The sequence below is a fragment of the Iodobacter sp. BJB302 genome (genome assembly GCF_002735645.1).
In the GTDB taxonomy this organism is placed as follows: Bacteria; Pseudomonadota; Gammaproteobacteria; order Burkholderiales; family Chitinibacteraceae; genus Iodobacter.
The window spans coordinates 77,284-98,513 of sequence record NZ_PDZG01000008.1; the positions used below are offsets into that span (position 1 = coordinate 77,284).

Annotated in this window: 15 protein-coding genes; 4 read left to right on the plus strand and 11 right to left on the minus strand. The window is 49.3% G+C overall.

What is annotated here, in order from left to right:
- Window positions 1-90 precede the first annotated feature (90 nt).
- Window positions 91-1,680, plus strand: a complete 1,590-nt coding sequence (locus tag CSQ88_RS04305) for an HD family phosphohydrolase (protein ID WP_099396868.1) — start codon at window positions 91-93, stop codon at window positions 1,678-1,680.
- A 53-nt stretch (window positions 1,681-1,733) separates the two neighbouring features.
- Here CSQ88_RS04305 and CSQ88_RS04310 read toward each other — a convergent pair whose 3' ends face one another.
- Complete coding sequence (locus tag CSQ88_RS04310; RefSeq protein WP_099396869.1) at window positions 1,734-3,308, minus strand: hypothetical protein; 1,575 nt, start codon at window positions 3,306-3,308, stop codon at window positions 1,734-1,736.
- Complete coding sequence (locus CSQ88_RS04315; protein WP_099396870.1) at window positions 3,305-3,721, minus strand: HIT family protein; 417 nt, start codon at window positions 3,719-3,721, stop codon at window positions 3,305-3,307. The genes CSQ88_RS04310 and CSQ88_RS04315 overlap by 4 nt, the downstream gene beginning before the upstream one ends.
- Window positions 3,722-3,954: 233 nt before the next feature.
- Here CSQ88_RS04315 and cysS point away from each other — a divergent pair, with 233 nt between their 5' ends.
- Window positions 3,955-5,331, plus strand: a complete 1,377-nt coding sequence (gene cysS / locus CSQ88_RS04320; protein ID WP_099396871.1) for a cysteine--tRNA ligase — start codon at window positions 3,955-3,957, stop codon at window positions 5,329-5,331.
- A gap of 39 nt (window positions 5,332-5,370) precedes the next feature.
- On the plus strand, window positions 5,371-5,595 hold the full coding sequence (locus CSQ88_RS04325; protein ID WP_218962994.1) for a DUF559 domain-containing protein: 225 nt from the start codon (window positions 5,371-5,373) through the stop codon (window positions 5,593-5,595).
- A 248-nt stretch (window positions 5,596-5,843) separates the two neighbouring features.
- Here the strand turns inward: CSQ88_RS04325 and CSQ88_RS04330 are convergent, their stop codons facing one another.
- The 7 genes from CSQ88_RS04330 to CSQ88_RS04360 form a co-directional block, all read right to left on the minus strand.
- On the minus strand, window positions 5,844-9,728 hold the full coding sequence (locus tag CSQ88_RS04330; RefSeq protein ID WP_099396872.1) for an FAD/FMN-binding oxidoreductase: 3,885 nt from the start codon (window positions 9,726-9,728) through the stop codon (window positions 5,844-5,846).
- A 228-nt stretch (window positions 9,729-9,956) separates the two neighbouring features.
- The gene (locus CSQ88_RS04335; RefSeq protein WP_099396873.1) at window positions 9,957-11,540 is read right to left on the minus strand and encodes a tetratricopeptide repeat-containing diguanylate cyclase; all 1,584 of its coding nucleotides are present in this window, start codon (window positions 11,538-11,540) and stop codon (window positions 9,957-9,959) included.
- A 141-nt stretch (window positions 11,541-11,681) separates the two neighbouring features.
- On the minus strand, window positions 11,682-12,698 hold the full coding sequence (locus CSQ88_RS04340; protein ID WP_099396874.1) for a hypothetical protein: 1,017 nt from the start codon (window positions 12,696-12,698) through the stop codon (window positions 11,682-11,684).
- Between the two features lie 61 nt (window positions 12,699-12,759).
- Window positions 12,760-13,800 (minus strand): lipopolysaccharide assembly protein LapB, encoded by a 1,041-nt coding sequence (locus tag CSQ88_RS04345; protein WP_099396875.1) that lies wholly within the window; start codon window positions 13,798-13,800, stop codon window positions 12,760-12,762.
- Window positions 13,801-13,925: 125 nt separating this feature from the next.
- Window positions 13,926-14,627: a monofunctional biosynthetic peptidoglycan transglycosylase gene (mtgA, locus tag CSQ88_RS04350; RefSeq protein WP_099396876.1), complete on the minus strand. Its 702-nt coding sequence runs from the start codon at window positions 14,625-14,627 to the stop codon at window positions 13,926-13,928.
- Complete coding sequence (gene aroE / locus CSQ88_RS04355) at window positions 14,627-15,439, minus strand: shikimate dehydrogenase (RefSeq protein ID WP_099396877.1); 813 nt, start codon at window positions 15,437-15,439, stop codon at window positions 14,627-14,629. Before aroE ends, mtgA begins: the two co-directional genes overlap by 1 nt.
- A gap of 155 nt (window positions 15,440-15,594) precedes the next feature.
- A complete protein-coding gene (locus tag CSQ88_RS04360; protein ID WP_099396878.1) occupies window positions 15,595-16,047 on the minus strand; it encodes a rhodanese-like domain-containing protein in 453 nt (150 codons plus the stop codon).
- 414 nt (window positions 16,048-16,461) lie between these two features.
- Between CSQ88_RS04360 and glnA the strand changes: the two genes are divergently transcribed.
- The gene (glnA, locus tag CSQ88_RS04365) at window positions 16,462-17,871 is read left to right on the plus strand and encodes a type I glutamate--ammonia ligase (protein ID WP_099396879.1); all 1,410 of its coding nucleotides are present in this window, start codon (window positions 16,462-16,464) and stop codon (window positions 17,869-17,871) included.
- Window positions 17,872-17,952: 81 nt separating this feature from the next.
- Here the strand turns inward: glnA and CSQ88_RS04370 are convergent, their stop codons facing one another.
- Window positions 17,953-18,858, minus strand: a complete 906-nt coding sequence (locus CSQ88_RS04370) for a diguanylate cyclase (RefSeq protein ID WP_099396880.1) — start codon at window positions 18,856-18,858, stop codon at window positions 17,953-17,955.
- Between the two features lie 10 nt (window positions 18,859-18,868).
- Window positions 18,869-21,094 carry a response regulator gene (locus CSQ88_RS04375; RefSeq protein ID WP_257212454.1) on the minus strand — a complete coding sequence of 742 codons (2,226 nt, stop codon included), beginning with the start codon at window positions 21,092-21,094 and terminating at the stop codon, window positions 18,869-18,871.
- Between the last annotated feature and the right edge of the window lie 136 nt (window positions 21,095-21,230).

Here is a 21,230-nt window from a genome sequence, read left to right on the forward strand (position 1 = left end):
ACGCAACCCCGCCATCAGAATGGATGTGAATAATTAAAACGCAGCAGTTTGCGTTCAATTTGCTTTGCACGGACCCAACAGAGAAGCAATATGCTTAGCCACGATATCCTTCATGATCGTTTAGAGCAGCTCAATGCCATCGGGATTTCCCTCTCCTGCGAAAACCATATCGACAAACTGATGGAGACCATCCTGATTGCGGCAAAGCATCTGGTTAACGCCGACGCAGGCACGCTTTATCTGGTGAAAGAAGGGGCCTTGTACTTTGAAATTGTTATTACCGAATCACTGGGCATTGCCATGGGCGGCACCACCGGCCACCCCACTAACCTGCCCCCCGTGATGCTGCGCCATACCGATGGCACGCCCAACCTGAACAATGTGGTGGCCTGCGCGGTAAATAAAGACATCACCATTAATATTGAAGATGCTTACACCGCCGAAGGCTACGATTTTTCTGGCACCAAGCGTTTTGATGCCAGCGTGGGCTATCGCTCCAAATCTTTTCTCACCGTACCAATGAAAAACCACGAACGTGAAATCATTGGTGTATTGCAGCTGATTAACGCCAAAGACGAGCACGGCGAGCTGAGCTATTTTGATGCAGACAGCCAGAGCATGGCCGAATCGCTGGCATCACAAGCCGCAATTGCCCTGACAAACCGGCGCCTGATCCATCAGCTGGAAGAGTTATTTGAATCCTTTATCAATTTAATCAACTTAGCCATCGACGATAAATCGCCCTATACCGGCGGCCATTGCCAGCGCGTTCCCGCTTTAACCATAATGATTGCCGAAGCCGTTAATAACGCTAATTACGGCAGCATGGCCGGTTTTACAATGGATAACCGGGATCGCTACGAATTAAAAATAGCGGGTCTGCTTCACGATTGCGGCAAAATCACGACTCCGGTACATGTGGTAGACAAGGCCACTAAATTACAAACTATTTTTGATCGTATTCATTTAATAGATGCACGCTTTGAAGTACTCAAACGCGATGCAGAAATTGATTTTTTGCGCGGAAAATGCTCTGAAACCGAATGGAAAACCCGCCTGGCGCAAATCGAATCAGACAGAACTTTTTTAAGGCACGCCAATACAGGCGGTGAATTTATGCCGGATAGCGCCTGTGATCGGGTAAAAGCCATTGCCCAGCAAAGCTGGCTTAGCCCGGATGACATCATCAGCCCGTTTTTATCAGCAGAAGAAATAGAAAACCTGTCTATTGCCAAAGGCACCCTCACCAGTGCCGAGCGCCAGATTATTAATCACCATATTGAAGTCACCATCGAAATGCTGGAATCCCTGCCTTGGCCCAAGCATTTAAAAAACGTCGCCGAATTTGCCGGCGGCCACCACGAAAGAATGGACGGCAAAGGCTATCCGCGCGGCCTGACTAAAAACCAAATGAGCATTCAGGCCCGCATCATGGGCATCGCCGACGTATTTGAAGCCCTCACCGCGCGCGATCGGCCCTATAAAGACGGCATGAAGATATCCCAATCCCTCACCATCCTCGCCCGCATGGCCAAAGATCAGCATATTGATGGCGATTTATTTGAGATTTTTGTCAAAGAAAAAGTATGGAAAAACTACGCCGAATTATTCCTGGGGCCATCGCAAATTGATGAAGTAGATGAAGAGAAATTATTGAGGATTGCCACTGGCAGGGATTAATCAATAGATAAAAAAATGGCCAGCAATTTGCTGGCCGTTTTTTTATCTGATTTTCACAACTTTTGCTCTGCAAAATGCACGCGTTCAAAATTGCTGCCGTATTCCAGAATGCTAATAAATTTTACTTTGATAATTCGCTCGCCATTCCATAGCTCGCACTGGCGGCCTGCTCTGAACCAGCCATTGGGCAGCAGCAGTGTTTGCGGCGCTTTCAGGGCGGGCATGGCGGGCAGCCACACGATATTTGTGTATTCAGGCGTTGCCCGGGCGGGCTCGCATGGCCGGATGGCGGCGGCTTTTGGCAGACCGGGCAACAAGACCAGGCCCAGATGCAGATTGCCTTCGCTTTCTTCCAGCCAGCGCACCACGCCTGCCAAATAGCGGGCAGAAGACTTCACCACCATCAGCTGATTCAGGCTGATGCGCTCGCCCTGCGCAGCCGCACGGCTTAAACGCAGGCCTTGAGCCGTTTCATTTACCACATCCCATAGCTCGATCGGTGGCAAAGGCTGCGGCTCATTGCTTTGCCGTGAAGGCGATAAATCACCAAAGAGATGAATATTGATTAAATCACGGCTGCCTACTTTTACAGATTCTTCAGGCGGCGGGGTGTAATTGCCGTCAACCACATAACGATGCTGCGCGGGCAAAGCTAGGATCAGCGGCACGGTGCGCGGCTTAAGCTCGCGTGGTGCCCGCTCAGTACCATGCTCGCACCAAAGCCGGTAAAGATCAGACAAAATATCCAGCGTTGCCTGCAAGCCCAGCTCATTCCCCAAGCCCAGCTTTTCTGGTAATTCGCCCTGGCGCAGCAACTTAATACGTTTGGATAAAACCTGCGCCAATGCGAGAGTATCAATCTCACGGATGTCCGGCCCTTCTTTGGGCTGACCAAAACGCTGCGGGCTGCCAGGCTCTGCCAGATCAATCTGCAAAGGGGTTTTACCCGGAAGCGCTGGCGCTTTAGGCGCAATATGGCTGCGCGTTGCAAACAGCTCCAGCATTTGGTCTATCCACAACAAACGCCGCAAAGTGTGCTGATTTGAATTGGCGGCAGAAAGGAGCAGAGTATGGATAAAAACCGCTTGCACCGTGGTTAAATCCCCTACGCTGAGCAAGCTGTCTTTCACTTTTTTATCTGTAATCGCCAATTGCTCGGCATGCTGATAAAAACTAAATATTTTTACCCAGATTGAATCGGGTACTTTTCGCCCGACCATATAATAGCAACGCACCACAAAACCCATGCAGCGTACGGCCCGCTCGGCAAGCAGAGGCAGAAACTCAAAGATGGGCGAATCATCGGCCTGGGCATCTTTCCAGCAGCGGGCATAGGCATCAGCCATGGCTTCCCACAGCTTACTGGCAGCCTGCCACTGCGCCTGCTCAGAATGACTCAAAGGCAGTGGCTTTGCGGCATATTCATGCGTTAAAGCAAACTGCACATCGTGCACTGAGCTGCGCAGGATTTCTAATGATTTAAGCGCCTCCAGCGGAGCCATATTGCCTTCGGCCAGCGTTTCCATTGCGCCGCATAATTCTGCATGCGCCACGCGGGTATTCATCAGCGGTAATAAAATCAGCCAGTCTTTGGTGCTGCGGGCGTCGGTAAAAGGAACCTGGCTCATCGTTGTATGGCCTGCAAAGCGATTCTGAGCGCTAATAATTGTTTGGCAGATACTTTAGTTTCAGCATCCGGCTTTACCGCTTCTGCCCAAATGGGAGCAGGAAAATGGCGATCCTCTTTAAAGCGGGGAATAACATGCCAGTGCAAATGCGGCACCATATTGCCAAGGCTGGCCAAATTGACTTTATCTGGCTGCAATGTGCTGCGTATTGCTGATTCCACAACAAAAACCAGCTGCATTAATCTTTGCCTTTCTTCGGCATTTAAATCACTGAATTCCGCCGTATGCTGCTTTAGGATAACGCGGCAAAAACCCGGGTATCCTGCCTCATCAGCCAACACAACACGACAAAAATCATCCTGCCAGAGTATTTCTCCGCCGCTGTCAGAGCACAACACACAATCTGAATTCATTACATTATTCCTGTTGATTTGCATCATTATAGGCTGAGCATTCGCCCAAATAAGCTGATGCTATTCTAACGCCGCCCCCCGGCTGCCGCTATCGGTAGCAACCATAACCTTACACCGTAAAAAATACATTTTATTTGGCACAGAATGTAACAAACCGCTCCGGTTAAGGCCACCCAAAGCCTGCAGAATCTCAGTACAATCATTTTTTTAACCAAATTAATCGCCGATCCAATATGCAACTCTATTTATACGACAACTGGGAACGCCAATTAAGGCCATTTCAAGCCATCCGCTCCGATTGGGTTGGCTTGTACTGTTGCGGCCCCACTGTCTATGACTACGCGCATATCGGTAATTTACGCACTTATTTATTTGAAGATATTCTGCGCCGCACCCTGCAATTTAATGGCTATACCGTACGCCATATTGTCAACATTACCGACGTAGGGCATCTGGTTTCTGATGCCGATGAGGGTGAAGACAAAATGGAGCGCGGTAGCCGCAAATCAGGAAAATCCGCGTGGGAAATCGCCGATTATTTCAGCGCCGTATTTAAAAATGATTTATCCACGCTGAATATGCTGGAGCCCACACTCTGGTGCAAAGCCACCGAGCATATTGCAGAGCAAATTGCCTTTATCCAGGTACTGGAAGAAAAAGGCTATACCTACGCCAATAGCGACGGTATTTATTTTGATACGGCCAAACAAGACGATTACGGCTATCTGGCCCGCTTAAACCGCGAAGGCCTGAATGCCGGCAGCCGCGTGGCACTTGGCGAAAAGAAAAGCATTACCGATTTTGCGCTGTGGAAATTCAGCCCTGCAGGCAGCACCCGCCAAATGGAATGGGAAAGCCCATGGGGACGTGGTTTTCCAGGCTGGCATATTGAGTGCTCGGCCATGTCGGCCAAATATCTGGAGCCTTGGTTTGATATTCATTGCGGCGGTGAAGACCATATCTCGATTCACCACAGCAATGAAATCGCCCAAAACCAGGCTTGCCACGGCACGCGCTTAGCTAATTTCTGGATGCACGGTTATTTCTTGCAGCTGGACGCCAGCAAAATGAGTAAATCCAGCGGCGATTTCCTGCGCCTGCAAACGCTGATCGACCAGAGCATCGATCCGATCGCCTACCGTTATCTTTGCCTGACAGCGCACTATCGCAGCCAGCTTAATTTTAATTGGGACGCGCTGAGCGGCGCTCAAACCGCCCTTGGCCGCTTGAGAGACAGCTACTTCGCCCTGCCCGATGGCGGCGAATGCGATGGCGATTATCTGGCGCGCTTTACAGAAGAAATCAACCAGGATCTCAATATCCCCCGTGCCATTGCACTGGTTTGGGAGCTGCTCAAATCCAATCTGGGCACCAGCCATAAAAAAGCCACGCTAACTAAGTTTGACGAAGTATTAGGCCTGGGTTTAGCCACCTGGCAACCTGCCATCGCAGCAGCTATTCCGGCAGAAATCGAGGCTTTAGCAGCCCGGCGCCAGCAATATCGCAAAGAAAAAAACTGGGCGGCGGCAGATCAGGTGCGCGGCGAGTTAAAAGCGTTGGGTTATGAAGTAGAAGATACGGCGGATGGGTGGATTGTGAAGGCGGTTTAATCACGCTAGGCAAACAGGTAGTCAAAGATAAAGAAGCTGATGCGCGACCGTGCCCGCCAATTGCGGGCGGATGCAACGCCATTTGAGCAAAACCTCTGGCAACAACTACGGGCAGGGCGATTCTCTGGGTTTAAGTTTCGCCGCCAACAGGTGTTAGATCATTACATCGTCGATTTTGCCTGTATGCAGGCAAAAGTCATTGTTGAGCTGGATGGCAGCCAGCATGCCGCAGCTGCAGTCTACGATGCCGAGATGCTAGGTTAAAAAAGCAAGGCTACCGGGTGTTACGGGTTTGGAATAAGGAAAGGGATAGCAGCCGGAAGCCGTGCTAGAGCAATTGTGGAGATTGCTGCATGATGGTGGTGATCTGCCATAGCTACTGCCCTCTCCCCAACCCCTCCTCCCAAATGGGGCGACCTAGCCACCTCGCCCCTTGTGGGAGAGGGACTGGGGGAGAGGGGTAAGCGATCATCATAAAAAAGGGCACAGAATTCTGTGCCCTTTTTATTACATTACAGCAACACCCTTTCTATACCGCCGTTTCTGGCTTTCTCTACATACTCCGGCATCCAGTTTGCGCCTAATACCGTTTTGGCAATTTCTACCACGATGTAATCAGCGGTAGTGCCCGCATCATCGTTGTAGCGGCTCAAACCTTGCAGGCAAGACGGGCAGGAGGTGAGGATTTTGACTGGCGTTGCAGTACCAGATTCAGCGCGCAACTTATCCGCGCCCTTTTTCATTTCCTCTTCTTTTCTGAAACGAACCTGCGTGGCGATTTGTGGCTTGGATACGCCAAAAGTGCCAGATTCGCCGCAGCACCGGTCATTCAGCTCTACTTTCTGCCCCATAAGTTCATTGGCCACGTCGATGCCTTTATAGGTCTTCATCGGGGTGTGGCATGGCTCGTGGTACATATAGCGATCACCACTTACGCCTTCCAGCTTCACGCCTTTTTCCAGCAGATATTCGTGAATATCTAAAAGACGGCAGCCAGGGAAAATCAGCTCAAACTGATACTTTTGCAGCTGATCCATACAGGTGCCGCAAGACACAATCACCGTTTTGATATCGAGGTAATTGAGCGTGGTAGCCAGGCGGTGGAATAACACGCGGTTATCCATGGTGATCTTATCGCCCTTGTCTTTCTCGCCGCCCGATGTTTGCGGGTAGCCGCAGCAGAGATAGCCCGGCGGCAGCACGGTGGTCGCGCCCACATGCCAGAGCATAGCTTGCGTGGCTAAACCCACCTGACTGAATAAACGCTCTGAACCACAACCGGGGAAGTAGAACACCGACTCTTGCTCTTCTGGCCGGTTAAGGCGTTGCGGATCCCGAATCACCGGCACGACAGTTGAATCTTCCACATCCAGCAAGGCGCGGGCGGTTTTCTTTGGCAAGCCACCTGGCATAGGCTTATTAATAAAGTGAATCACCTGCGTTTTGATGGTCGCCTTGCCCACGGTGGCGGGCGGCGTTTTCAGGGCGGGTTTGAGTAGGCCCATACGTTTAGCCACGGCATGCGCCAAACGCTGGCCTTTATAGCCCCACTCGATCGTTACTTTACGAATCAGCTTGATGGTAGCCGGGTCTTTAATGGTTAAGAAACCCATACCAATCGCGGTAACAGGGTTAAATTTCTTTTTGCCTTCTTTACGCAGGAAATTACGCATGGCGATCGATACATCGCCAAAATCGATATTCACCGGGCAAGGATTCACGCAGCGGTGGCATACCGTGCAATGGTCGGCCACATCCCCCAGCTCGTCAAAATGCTTGAGCGATACGCCACGGCGGGTTTGCTCTTCGTATAAAAATGCTTCGGTGAGTAAACCGGTAGCCAGAATTTTATTACGCGGGCTGTACAGCAAGTTAGCGCGCGGCACATGCGTGGAGCAAACCGGCTTACATTTACCGCAGCGCAGACAGTCTTTTACGCTATTGCTGATCTCGCCGATATCGGATGCCTCCAGGATCAGCGATTCGGCCCCCAGCAGACTGAAGGACGGCGTGTAGGCATTGGCCAGATCCGCGCCCGGCATCAGCTTGCCTTTATTAAAGTGCCCATTCGGATCAACGCGCTGTTTATACGCTTCAAACGGGGCCAGCTCTTCCCGGCTTAAAAACTCATATTTGGTGATCCCAATGCCGTGCTCGCCGGAAATCACGCCATTCAGATTCCGGGCCACGCCCATAATCCGCGCCACGGCGTGGTGAGCACGTTGAAGCATTTCGTAATCGTCGGAATTCACCGGGATATTGGTATGCACATTGCCGTCGCCAGCGTGCATATGCAAAGCAACCCAGGTACGGCCTTTCAGCACTTTCTGCTGAATAGCGAACACCAGCTCCATAATGGATTTATCGGTGCGGCCAGAAAACAGCGTTTCCAGCTCGCCCAATAGCTCGCGCTTCCAGCTCACCCGCAGCACAAAATCACGCAGGGCTAAAAAGACGCTTTGCGGAATATCGTCGCCGATCAGCTCTTTTTCTAAGGGCATGGTTGGGAAGGCGGCGCGATACAGCTCGAATGAATCATCAAGGTGATCAAAAATCCACTGCCAGTGCAGGCGCGATTTTTCGATCAAATCAAGGGCAGTTTCGCGTCTGTCGCCAATAAATTCTTCGGCGCTGACTGGTGCGTCCCCGGCATCCACCGGCAAGCGGCCATGGGCAAAAAAGTCTTGCAGCTTATCAAGCAGCTCCAGCTTGCTGGTGAGGGAAAGCTCGATATTGATGCGCTCAATCGCGTCGGAATACTCGCCAAGGCGTGGCAGCGGAATCACCACGTCTTCGTTTACTTTAAAAGCATTGGTGTGGCGGGCAATAGCCGCTGTGCGGGCGCGATCCAGCCAGAATTTTTTACGCGCTTCCGGCGTAACGGCTACAAAACCTTCGCCGCCGCGCACATTCGCCAGCTGCACCACATGGCTGGATGCCTGCCCCACTGCATCTTCATCATCAGACACCAAATCGGCGATCAGCACCATTTTGGGCCGGCCACGGCTTTTAGCCTTGGTGGCGTAACCTACGGCGCGTACATAGCGCCAGTCCAGATGCTCTAAACCGGCCAGCTGCACGCTGGGATGGGCATCCAGATAATCTTTGATTTCCACAATTGACGGCACGGCACGGCTGACTTCGCCAAAGAATTCCAGACATACCGTACGCACATGCGCTGGCATGCGATGCAGCACAAAGCGGGCGCTGGTAATCAGCCCGTCGGTGCCTTCTTTCTGAATACCTGGCAGGCCGGAGAGGAATTTATCAGTAACGTCTTTCCCCAGGCCTTCCTTACGGAATTTGCTGCCCGGAATCACCAGGTTTTCATCGCTGATCAGCGTTTTGCCATCGGGCTTAAATTTGCGAATCCGGAATGTGGCTTCTTTGGCATCATGGATCTTGCCCATATTGTGATCCATGCGCTCGATGAACATCCAGTTGCCATCCGGATCGACCATCTTCCAGCTCACCAGATTATCCAGCGCCGTGCCCCACAACACGGCTTTTTTACCACCCGCATTCATCGCCACATTGCCGCCAATACAGGAGGCATCGGCCGAGGTTGGGTCAACCGCAAACGCAAGGCCTGCCGCTTCGGCGGTTTCCATCACCCGGCGGGTGACCACGCCTGCGCCGCACTGAATGGTGGCCACTTTGCCAGCCACACCTGGGATTTCGCGGTATTCCACGCCGTTATGCTGATCTAGCTTTTCTGTATTGATTACGGCTGAAAGCGCCGTTAATGGCACCGCACCACCGGTGTAACCCGTACCACCGCCACGCGGGATAATCGTCAGGCCAAGCTCAATACAGGCCGCCACCAGCGGGGCCATTTCTTCTTCGGTATCGGGGGCCAGCACCACAAAGGGGTATTCAACGCGCCAGTCGGTGGCGTCAGTCACATGGCTGACCCGCGCCAGGCCATCAAAACAAATATTGTCATTACGGGTAAGACGGCCCATTTTTTTGAGCACTTTACGGCGCAGCAGGGCCACATCAATAAACTCGCGCTCAAAGCGCTCCACCGCCTCGCGGGTGCGATCAATCAATAGCGCAACCTGCGTGTTTTCCTGGCGGCGTTTTTCGATCTCATGCACACGGTGGTGCATGGCTTCGGCCAGCATATTCAGGCGCTTAGGATTATCGAGTAAATCGTCCTGCAGATAGGGATTACGTTTCACAACCCAGATATCGCCCAATACTTCAAACAACATCCGTGCAGACCGGCCGGTTTTACGCTGCTGGCGTAAATCATCGAGCACCTGCCAGGCGTCTTCTCCCAGCAAGCGAATCACAATCTCACGATCAGAGAACGAAGTGTAGTTGTAAGGAATTTCGCGCACACGATCATGCACAAGCTGCGGTGGGAGGGGAGTAGTAATAGGCTCGGCCATGGGGGACTCTTAGGGCTTGCGGGGTCATGGGAGCGTTGATTTTAACGGAAAACCCCCATGCTTATAGCCCCATTTTTTTTGGGGGCATACGCTCCCAGCCCTTAAACACCCGTTTTCACTGGCTTAGCCTTGTTTAAAAAGCATAAAACCTGCACATGAATGCAACAGAATGGCGTACTTTTACTACCTTTTTTGCCGTAAAAATCGTGTAGGGAACATTCATTTTCCCTACACCACCACACGATTTCTGCCCTGCTGCTTAGCCTGATATAAACACTGATCAGAGCGGCTGAGCAGGGCTTCAAGCGAAGGATCATCCACAATGCTGGCAATCCCCACGCTGATCGTAATATTGAGCTCTGGGTGAATTCTCGACCAAATCCATGCATCTACCAAACTGCGAAGCCGCTCGCCCACCTCCGTTGCGGCCACCCCTTCGTGATTAGGGAGGAGCACCACAAACTCCTCGCCGCCATAGCGTCCTACCAAATCATCCTGCCGGCAGCCCGATTTAAGCAGAGCGGCGATTTGCCTTAACACTTTATCCCCCACAGGATGGCCACAGCCATCATTCACCTTTTTAAAGTGATCCACATCGATCATTAGTACAGATAAAGATTGTTGATTCTGCCGCTGCCTTTGAAACAGCTCACTGCCCTGCTCTTCCAAACCACGGCGATTTAAAATACCGGTGAGGCCATCGTAGCTGGCCAGCCGCTCCACCCGCTGTATTTCCTTATGCTGGCTGGCACGCTGGCGGCGCAGATCGGCGTTTTCCAGGCGTGCACTTTCAATCTCTAACTGCATTTTCATGGCTTGCAATTTATGCGGAGAAAGCTGGCTTTTTACTGCCTGCTGCCCATGATGAAAACGCTTGAAATAAGCGAGGGCAAGTTTAAAATCCCCTTTTAATTCGGCTAAATCCGCCATCAGCAATTCAAATTGAAAAATTAAATTAGCAGCACTTCTTAATGTGGCGTGCAATAAGCCCTGAGTTAAATAAGCTTCAGCAGATTGAACATCACGCCTTGCAAGGCTTATTTTTCCTAAAGCTAAATAATTGGCAGCCATGCCCCATTGGTTTTCAAGCTGCAAATTCAGCTTTAATGCGGCAAGCAAATTACGCCGGGAAATTTGATACTTACCCAGCCCCCACTGTACTTGCCCTATTAAGCACAGCGCTTCAGAAACGTATTCCAGATGGTTGGCTTTCTTGGCATAAAACAAACCCTGCTGCAAAATAGTTAAGGCTTCGTCATACTCCAGCAGACTTAGATAATCTCCCCCCAAATTGATATAAAGCAGTGCACACAATTGATCATTATTTATTTTAGAAACAAATTCCGCAGCCTGTTTGTGGTGTTCTAATGCAGCAGCAAAATCATCATGTGCATAGTAGATTTGGCCCAGCCCTATCTGAGCCTGAATATAAGCATGATCATCAGATAAATTAAGGGATAAATCCAGACAATATGACCAATACTGCAGTGCCAAATCATATTCGCACTGGCAATAATATGCAGCTGCTATTTCCAGTAAAGAATCAACGATATGTGCGTGTAATCCATGCTCTTCACCCAGCATTAAGCTGTGGCGCATTAAAGCAATGCTTTCTTCAAAAAAAGGATCTCTGGCTAATGCTCGTGCGTGATTTAATAAACCCTGGGCGTAACCCAAATGATACTCAATTTGCACAGCCAGTTTACATGCCTGCTCTGCCAGCCCGAGTGCGCTTTCTTTATTATGCAAACACATCTGTCGGGCGCGAAGATTGATATTATCAATCACATCGTAGCTAAGCATGAGAGGCATCAAACTCTTTTTTTTGGCTTACCATCAAATTAGAACACTCTAATCGATAATATCAAGAAAAATAAAAATATACGGGCTAAATATAAAAGCTTACAGATCTGAATGAAAGATATTTAAATAAATATATTCACTGAATAAGAATTAACCAGGTACAAGCAAGTTCATTTCCATTGATCTTAACTGCGCCGATGCTGATTGTTCTAGAAGTACTGCGCGTAAATTTTTATGTGTGATGTCATGTTTTTCATGCAAGTCCGGCTGATTCATTTTTTGATATGCTTCAGCAAAGGTTTCATGAATTTCAGCCAATAAATACTGCGATTCCATCGCCTCTGCTAGGATAAATGCACGCTGCAGCTCATCCAGCGCAGCTTCATATTCTGCATTAGCTAAAGAGCAGCGGCCCAGCGCTAATAAATTAGCTGCCTCATTCCAGGTATTGATATGCAAACGGTTAATTTTAAGTGCAACCAGAAAATTCATTCTGGCTCTTTCTATATCGCCACGCGCTAACCGGATCAAACCAAATACGCTATAAACTTCTGCCTCCAGCTCATAATTGCCTTCCGCTCTGACCAGAGGCAGCGCTTGCCTGGCAATTAACATTGCATCATCCAGGCGATTTAAACGAAATAAATCAACAGCGATATTTATCAGACAAATACTTTGGTAATTAGCATCATGTTCGGTTTTAGCTAAATCCTGCGCTATTTTATGATGAATTAGAGCAACTTCAAATTGCTCATGGGCATAATATAGCTGCCCCAAGCCTATATGCGCGCAAAGCCGCTGAGTTGTTTCGATTGCCTGGGCAGAAAGCTCAAGACAACGACACCAGTATCTTGCCGCACTTTCGTATTCGCCCAAGGTATAAGCATGCCTGCCCATCAATTGCAGCGCCTCGCCACGCCACACGCCCAGCTCATCGGTTTCAGCTATACCCAGAACTTTATCCAGGATATCGATCGCCTCCCGGTGCCGGCCAAAAAGTTGTAAAACGCTGGAGTAAACAGTAAGTGCTGCGGCCTCGCTAAAGCGGCAGCCCACTTCAACGGCCAAATCTCTGGCCTGCGTCGCAAAAGCAAGTGAATCAACGCTGCGCGAAGAGATTAACTTTTTAGCTTGCTGAATGAGCTGATCAACCGAGGACACAAGCATTATTTACACCAAGTTGACTAATTTATTACGAGCGTATTTTAACACTTATAAAATACTGAATCTATGCGCAGTGCAGCATTACGCGATCTGCCACAGGCTTCCCATGAGCTTGCGGTTTTACATCGCTATGATGCACGAAAGCAGGTGCTTTTAGCCGGATACAGGCCGTTTGATAGCAGCCGTATTCATACTCTGCCAGTGTTTTATTTCCGATACGTTGATAGGCCATAGAAAGTAATTGATGAGCGTCCATAGCCTGACTAGCAAAACCCATTTCTGCAGCCAGCTCTTTTGCATTTTTAAAGCAGGAAATCGCTTCATCCATTTGTCCGCAGACTAAGAAAATCCTGCCCTGCAACAACAATTGCACAACATCCCCCCAGCACCATTCTTTGCAGCTTGCTTTTGACTGTGCCAGCCTGAGCCTGGCGGCATCCAGGTTATTTGTTTCCAGCGCAATTTTTGCCATATAGATATAAATTTCACCAATCAATTCCGGCGAACAGGCCTGCTGAGCATAGGGATATGCCATCACTAAGGCATGCTGGCTTTCATGCCATTGGTTTAATTTAAAAAATGCGGACGCAAGGTTAATCCATGCTCTTGCATGTAAAAGAGGCGGCATTTGCTGGTTTAATAAAGCGATTGCTTGCTGATGCTGTGCCAGAGACAGCTCTATTTCACCATGAGCAAACTGAATCATGCCCATACCAATATGAGCATTGATTTTGGCAATTTCAGAAAACGATGCCTGTTTTAAGCAATCAGACCAATATTCAGCCGCTTCAGGATAATCCCCCAAAGAGTAATAAGTGAGTGCGATTTCTTGCAGCAGAGATTCCATGACTAAATTCTGACCGCTTATCTCAGACTGCGTTAAGGCCTGAAATAAAAGAGACAGAGACTCGTCAATACGGCCAAAAGAAAATAGCAGGCGGGAATAAGTGAGCGTAAGACGGGCCAGCAATTCAACATCGGAAAGCTTACAAGCACAAAATAAAATCCAAGCCTCTTCCGCATAAGCCAGTGCAGCGGCTGGATCAAGAGATGCTAAGCGGTCAGATTCGCTTAATAATCTTAATGTTTCAGTATGTTGAGGCATATTGAAGTCAGCAGGAAGAGAAGCCTGTGAGAGTATTCTGTTTGATTCTCTGACTCAACAATCTTTAGCAAAAACTGACGAAATTATTAAAAATTAATACACTATTTACCTGCTAAACAATCAGGTTAAGGAATATCTGCGTAAGGCATACGTCGTAATACAATACCTGTTTTACGCATTAACTTACGATCTGATCTATTTTTATCAAAGTAGCGTGGGTTAGTCACCATAGAGGCCAGCTTGGCTGATTGGCTGGCTCCTAAGCGGGCAGCAGATGTTTTGTAGTAATAACGAGCAGCGGCTTCTGCTCCAAACACGCCATTTCCCCACTCGATTACATTCAGATAAATCTCAAAAATTCGCTGCTTATCTAAAATCGCTTCGAGCATCACCGTGATAATGGCTTCTTCTGCTTTGCGAAACGGGCTGCGGGCGCTGGATAAAAACAAATTTTTGGCCAGCTGCTGGCTGATTGTCGAGCCGCCTGCCACGATGCGGCCCTTTTTAATATTTTTTTCCCATGCAATCTGCATACCTTCCCAGTCAAAGCCTTCATGATCCAGAAATTTGGCGTCTTCACTTGCCACCAGAGCACGCTTCAGATTGGGCGAAATATGTACGTAATCCACCCACTGATGGCGTAATACGGCCTCCGGGTTTTCTTTTTGGATTTGGCTCAGTTGCTCCCGCATAAAAGAAGTCGCCGATGGATTAATCCACTTCCATGCTAAAACATGCGCAAAAATCCACAGATTCCACAGTAAAAACAAAACAAAGATGCCGAGCAAGATCCGGCCTGCCCAGCCAGCAATTGAGCGTTGTGCCATTACAATGCCGCCCTCATGCTATTTAAAACAGGCAGCACATCCGGACGCAGCCCCGTCCACAAATAAAACGCCTCTGCCGCCTGCCCCACCAGCATGCCTAAGCCATCCGCGCATTGCGCGGCGCCAGCCAGACGGGCATCCGCCAAGAAAGGGGTCTCTCCCTTGCCATACATCATGTCGTAAGCCAAAGCACCATCTGCAAAAACGCCTGCAGGCAAGGCCAGAGCCTGCCCGGATAAACTGGCCGAAGTTGCGTTGATGAGCACATCAAATGCGCCCTCAATTGCAGCAAATGCAGAAGAATGAATCTGCAGCGCCCCGCCCGTAAAACGCTGCGCCAGGGCGTTTGCCCGCTCAGGCGTGCGATTAGCAATACTCAGGCTGGCAGGCTGCTCAGCCAATAATGGCTGCAATACCCCCGCGGCGGCTCCGCCTGCACCCAGCACCAAAATCCGCTTTCCCTTTAAGGGCCCGTATCTGAGTAAATCACTGACTAAACCTGCACCATCCGTGTTATCACCCAGCCAGCTGCCATCGGGATTAACTTTCAGCGTATTCACAGCGCCCGCTGCGGCTGCGCGATCAGTCAGCGCGGTGCACAGGCGAAAAGCTTCTTCTTTAAATGGCACCGTAATATTTGCGCCCTGCACGCCGGACGCAGCGAAATCGGCTACAGCCGCAGTAAAACCATCAAGTGGCACGAGGCAGCGCTCGTAAGTAAAATTTTCTAAACCAAACTGAGCGGCAAAAGCGAGATGAATCTGCGGCGATTTGCTGTGTGCAATTGGATTACCCAACACAAGATATTTCATAAAGCGTCCATATAAAGCCAGTTGGCATCCATCCGGATAAGGAATGCAAGAAGGCTTTGATCTATTCAAATATTCGCATCTGTACGCAGGGAAAATGGCTCTGAAGTACGCCACAGTTTAATTTGCTTGAAACAGAGCTTCACCTGCATAACTTTCTAGCCCTGAGTCCAGGCCAATCCGGCCGCTTTCCAGCCATTCACCTGCCCACGCTGCCCCGCAGCATTTTTATCCCCTTCAAAACCTTCCAGAATATTGAACGCATTGCTATAACCGTTCGCCGCAGCAAGCGCTGCAGCATCGTGCGAGCGTGCACCAGTACGGCAAAGAAACATCACCACTGCCTGCGGATCAACCGTTGCTTGCAAAGCTGCCAGAAAACCAGGATTAAGCTCCATTTTTGGGTATTGCTTCCACTCATTCATTTCTGAATCAGGCACAAAGCCTACAAACTGCCATTCTGCGTGAGTACGCACATCCACAAGCTTTGCCGCAGGATGCTCAGCCAATAAGGCCGCAGCTTCAGCAGGAGTCAACGCACCCTGGTAAGGTAAATTTGATGCGACGGCACGTTCATGGGCTTGTTGCAAAATAGTATCGACAGCGCTCATTACACTTTCTCCTGTTGAAAAGACACAAACCGCATATTTTACCCTCAGCCGCGGCCTCTGTTAGATAAGTTTGTTTTAGCTGAAAGGAAACTAAGCCAATAAGCGTTAGTCGGATTACAATCTATGCGGTTTTAAAAAAAACTTCATATCAGCATATAGATTTCTGCAGGCTTAAAAACCTAAGATAAGATCGGCACGAAACAGTGCTGGCATCGCACCAAAAAAGCACGCAAGATACGTTTTACTCACCATAATGGTGCATAAGTAGTTCCCCTGGGTCGCCGCTTAGCATTTATGGCACAATGGATTCAAACGTTTTAAATATTGGCATAGTTATTGCTAAATGAACTTGTATACCGGCAACACCGGCGCCCGATCACTTTTACCCTCGCAACAATTTTGGAGAATCCCAAGATGGCAGTAGCCGACGTTCTCAACCTTATTCAGGAAAACGGCATCAAGTTTGTTGACCTGCGTTTCACCGACACCATGGGCAAAGAGCAGCACGTTACTGTTCCTTCGCACGTTGTTGACGAAGAATGGTTCACAACTGGCCATGCTTTTGACGGCTCTTCGATTGCGGGCTGGAAAGGCATTCAGGCATCTGACATGCTGCTGATGCCTGATGCATCCACAGCCAATGTTGATCCTTTCTACGACGAACCTACTGTATTTATGACTTGTGATGTAGTCGAGCCAGATACAGGTAAGGGCTACGATCGTGACCCACGCTCGGTTGCTAAGCGTGCTGAGCAGTACCTGAAAGCCACAGGCTTAGGTGACACGGCTTACTTTGGTCCTGAACCAGAATTCTTTATTTTTGACGGCATCCGTTTTGGCTCCGATTTATCCGGCTGCTTCTACAAAATTGAATCCGACGAAGGCGCCTGGGCAACAGCCAATAAAGTAGAAGGCGGTAATAAAGGCCACCGTCCACGTCTCAAAGGCGGCTACTTCCCAGTTCCTCCTGTTGATAGCCACCAAGATATCCGCGCCACCATGGTGCTGATTCTGGAAGAGCTGGGCGTACCGGTTGAAGTGTTCCACCACGAAGTGGCGAATGCGGGCCAAAATGAAATTGGTACTAAATTCAGCACCCTGGTACAACGCGCAGACTGGACTCAGATCCTGAAATACGTGGTGCACAACGTAGCAGACCAATACGGCAAGACTGCCACATTTATGCCTAAGCCTATCGTTGGCGATAACGGCAGCGGTATGCACGTTCACCAATCAGTTTGGAAAGACGGCAAAAACCTGTTTGCAGGCAATGCCTACGCAGGCTTGAGCGAATTCGCCCTGTTCTACATCGGCGGTATCATCAAGCACGCTAAAGCTTTGAATGCGATTACCAACCCAGGTACTAACAGCTACAAGCGTCTGGTTCCGCATTATGAAGCGCCGGTTAAACTGGCTTACTCTGCACGCAACCGCTCTGCTTCGATCCGTATTCCACACGTATCGTCAGATAAAGGCCGTCGTATTGAAGCGCGCTTCCCGGATCCATTGGCTAACCCATACCTGTGCTTCTCTGCACTCTTGATGGCCGGTCTGGATGGCGTGCAAAACAAGATTCACCCGGGCGATCCTGCAGACAAAAATCTGTACGACCTGCCACCAGAAGAAGACAAGCTAATCCCTACAGTTTGTGCATCTCTGGATGAAGCACTGGACGCGCTGGATAAAGACCGTGAGTTCCTGACTCGTGGCGGCGTATTCAGCAATGAATGGATCGACAGCTATATCGAGCTGAAGATGCAGGAAGTAAACCGCATCCGCATGAGCACTCACCCGGTTGAGTTCGATATGTACTACAGCCTGTAATCATTTGATTCGCTGTAAAAAGCCCGCACGGATTGACTCGTGCGGGCTTTTTTTTGGCCGCCATGGCAAAACTGATCCTTCTTACCCGCCAATCACCTTATTCCGCCCGCTGGCCTTAGCCTGATACAAACGCTCATCTGCTAATTTTAAAATATCCTCAGGATGAGCAAGCTGCTCGCCACTGGCTGTTGCAACACCGATACTGACGGTAATCACCCCAGCCACAGAGGATTTTTCGTGGGGTAAAGCGAGCAGCTCGATATCGTGCCGCAGTTTTTCTGCCACAGCCACTGCGCCAATATGATCGGTGTCGGGCATGATCAGTACAAACTCTTCACCGCCATAGCGGGCGCCCATATCCCCGCCTCTGCCTAATCCGAAACGCAATACCGAAGCCACACCCTGCAGCGCTTTGTCCCCCATTGCATGGCCGTAGTGATCGTTGTATTGCTTAAAGAAATCAACATCAAGCAAAGCAATGGATAAGGCACAAGCAGCACGGGCGCAGCGGCGGCATTCATACATAAAGGTTTGATCAAACTGGCGGCGGTTAGGGATTTCTGTCAGCGCATCAATATTTGCCAGCGATTCCAGCAGGCGATGCTGCCGCGCTAATCGTAAATGCAACGCCACTCTGGCACGCACCACAGTGGCGTGAAAAGGCTTGGTAATATAATCCGAGGCCCCCATTTCCAGCCCGCGTGCCTCGTCTTCAGGCCGGTCGAGGCCGGTAATAAAAATGACAGCGATGCCCATCGTGGCGGGGTTTGCTTTTAAACGCTGCAATACTTCATAGCCGTCCATATCCGGCATCATCACATCCAGCAATATCAGATCAGGAATATGTTGAATTGCTTTTTCCAGCCCCTGCTCACCGCTTTTTGCCATAATCACCATATGCTCGTTTTTAAGCAGCTCACCAAGCACTTTGCGATTAATGGGCGCATCATCAACAATTAATATTTTTTGCGGTGCGGTTTCACTCATAGATCCTCACTCAATTTTTTATTTTCAAAATTTCCGGTCGTTGCAGAACGAATTGATTTAATTCATTCAGCGCATCAGCGTATTCCAAATCAACAATAGCCTTATAGATCACATCTAACATGGCTTTTATCTCAGGATCACTATTCTGAGCAAGCAATCCCTTTTGCAGGCGATTAAATGCATCTTCGGCATTTACATCATCAGCCTGCAGGTAAGCACGTAATTGATTGATTAAATCCGGAATTTGCTCGGTGCTGTGCGCAGCATCCAAATCATCATATTCAGCAACAAGTGATAAGCCGTCCAGCAAATGATGCAAGGCGGTGATTAAAGAAGGAAGCTCTGCCAGTGCGGCTTCCGGGTTCCCCATTCGAAATGTATCCTCAATCAGGGCCGCTGTGGTACTGATGTTTTCTGCCCCCAGATAAGCAGAGGTTGATTTCACGCCATGAGCCAGCTGTTGCAGCTCATCCTGATTTACAGCAGAAAATGCGGCCTCCAAGCTGATGAGTAATTGGGCAGCATCCTTACGAAATAATTCAATTATTTTAGACAGGCGTAATGCATCGCCAGCCGATCTTGCCAACGCCACCTGCCAGTCCACGCCGGCAATCTCTGGCAAAGCAGCTAAATAATCATTCGTATTTTTTATGGATTGCAAAGATGCTCTGCCCCATTGATCAGATAATAAAGCGGCCGGTGATGCCCGGCCTGCCAAGCTTGCCGGCTTAATCCAGCGCAGCAATATATCGATTAAACCATCAGGATCGATGGGCTTGGTAATGTGATCATTCATTCCCGCTTGCAGGCTAAGCTGGCGATCACCGCTCATGGCATGCGCCGTCATAGCAATAATGGGCAATTCATTTATCCCCAGAGCACGAATTTGCTGTGCGGCATTAAGCCCGTCTAATTCGGGCATCTGGATATCCATCAGCACTAAATCATAATGACCTGTGCTCACTTTACGAATCGCCTCATAGCCATTCACAGCAATATCGATCGTAACAGGCACATCCGCCAGAATACCCAGCGCTACTTCCCGGTTAATTTCATTGTCTTCGACTAATAAAATTCGGGCCCCCTTTAATTGCAATACCGCATTTGCCATCTCAAGCGCAAAAACATGCTCTGGCAGAATCTGAGCAGGAAATCCACCATAAAGCGCCTCGTTAATACAATTAAAAAGTTGTGATGCATTAATCGGCTTGGTTAAAAACCCGTCAATATTTAAGCCTTCTGATTGTTGTTTTAAATCGTCCTTAGAATAGGCGGTTACCATCAGAATAGCGGGCATTTTGGGCTGATCCGATTGCTGACGGATTCGCCGCGCCGTTTCAATTCCATCCATATCGGCCATATGCCAATCCATCAGCACCAGATCAAAAGACCGGCCATTTTTTTTACCCTGCTCCAGCTCTGAGAGCGCTGCGGCTCCCGAATCAACCGCCTGAAATTGCACCCCAAACGAGAGCAACATATCCCCCAGCAATTCGCGGGAGGCCGCATTATCATCCACTACCAATAAATTTAATTTTTCTAAGTTATCTGCCGAGTAGATCATTTTGTCCGGGAAATCATCACAAATACCCAGCTCAATACAAAAATCAAAACAGCTGCCTTTCCCCGCTTCACTGCGAACCGAAATATGCCCGCCCATTAATTCAAGCAACTGCCGCACAATCGACAAGCCAAGGCCTGTACCGCCATATTTACGGGTAATAGAGCCATCTGCCTGCGTAAAGGCCTGGAATAATCCTTCCAGCTGCTCAGGGCTCATGCCAATGCCGGTGTCGCTTACAGAAAAATACAGCAGTACGCGATCGGGCTTCATTTCTTTCACCATCACGGTAATAATTATTTCGCCCTGAGCGGTGAATTTAGCGGCATTACCTGCCAGATTAATCAGAACCTGCCCCAGCCGCAGCGGATCCCCCATTAAATAACGGGGCACATCTGCGCCAACGCGCAAAATCACTTCGATTCCTTTATTTTCTGTTTTAGGCGTAATCAGGCTGGATGCGTTTTCTAAAACGGTTTCAAGACTAAATGGCACCGTTTCAAGGCTTAATTTACCCGCTTCAATTTTTGAAAAATCGAGAATATCGTTGATTAACCCGAGTAAGTTTTCACCTGCAGTGAGTGCTTTTTCAACGTAATTACGTTGCTGGGCATTCAGCACCGTACGCAGTGCCAGCCGGCTCATCCCGATAATGGCATTCAGAGGGGTACGAATTTCATGGCTCCGGTAATTGTCAAGATAGTTGAGATGTTTTTACGATTTAAGCGACCTGTAATTCCTCGCTTGTTTTAGGCTCAATAGCCCGGTCGGGGTTCAATTGCACTTCATCTTGCCAGCTCCAGTTCCGAGT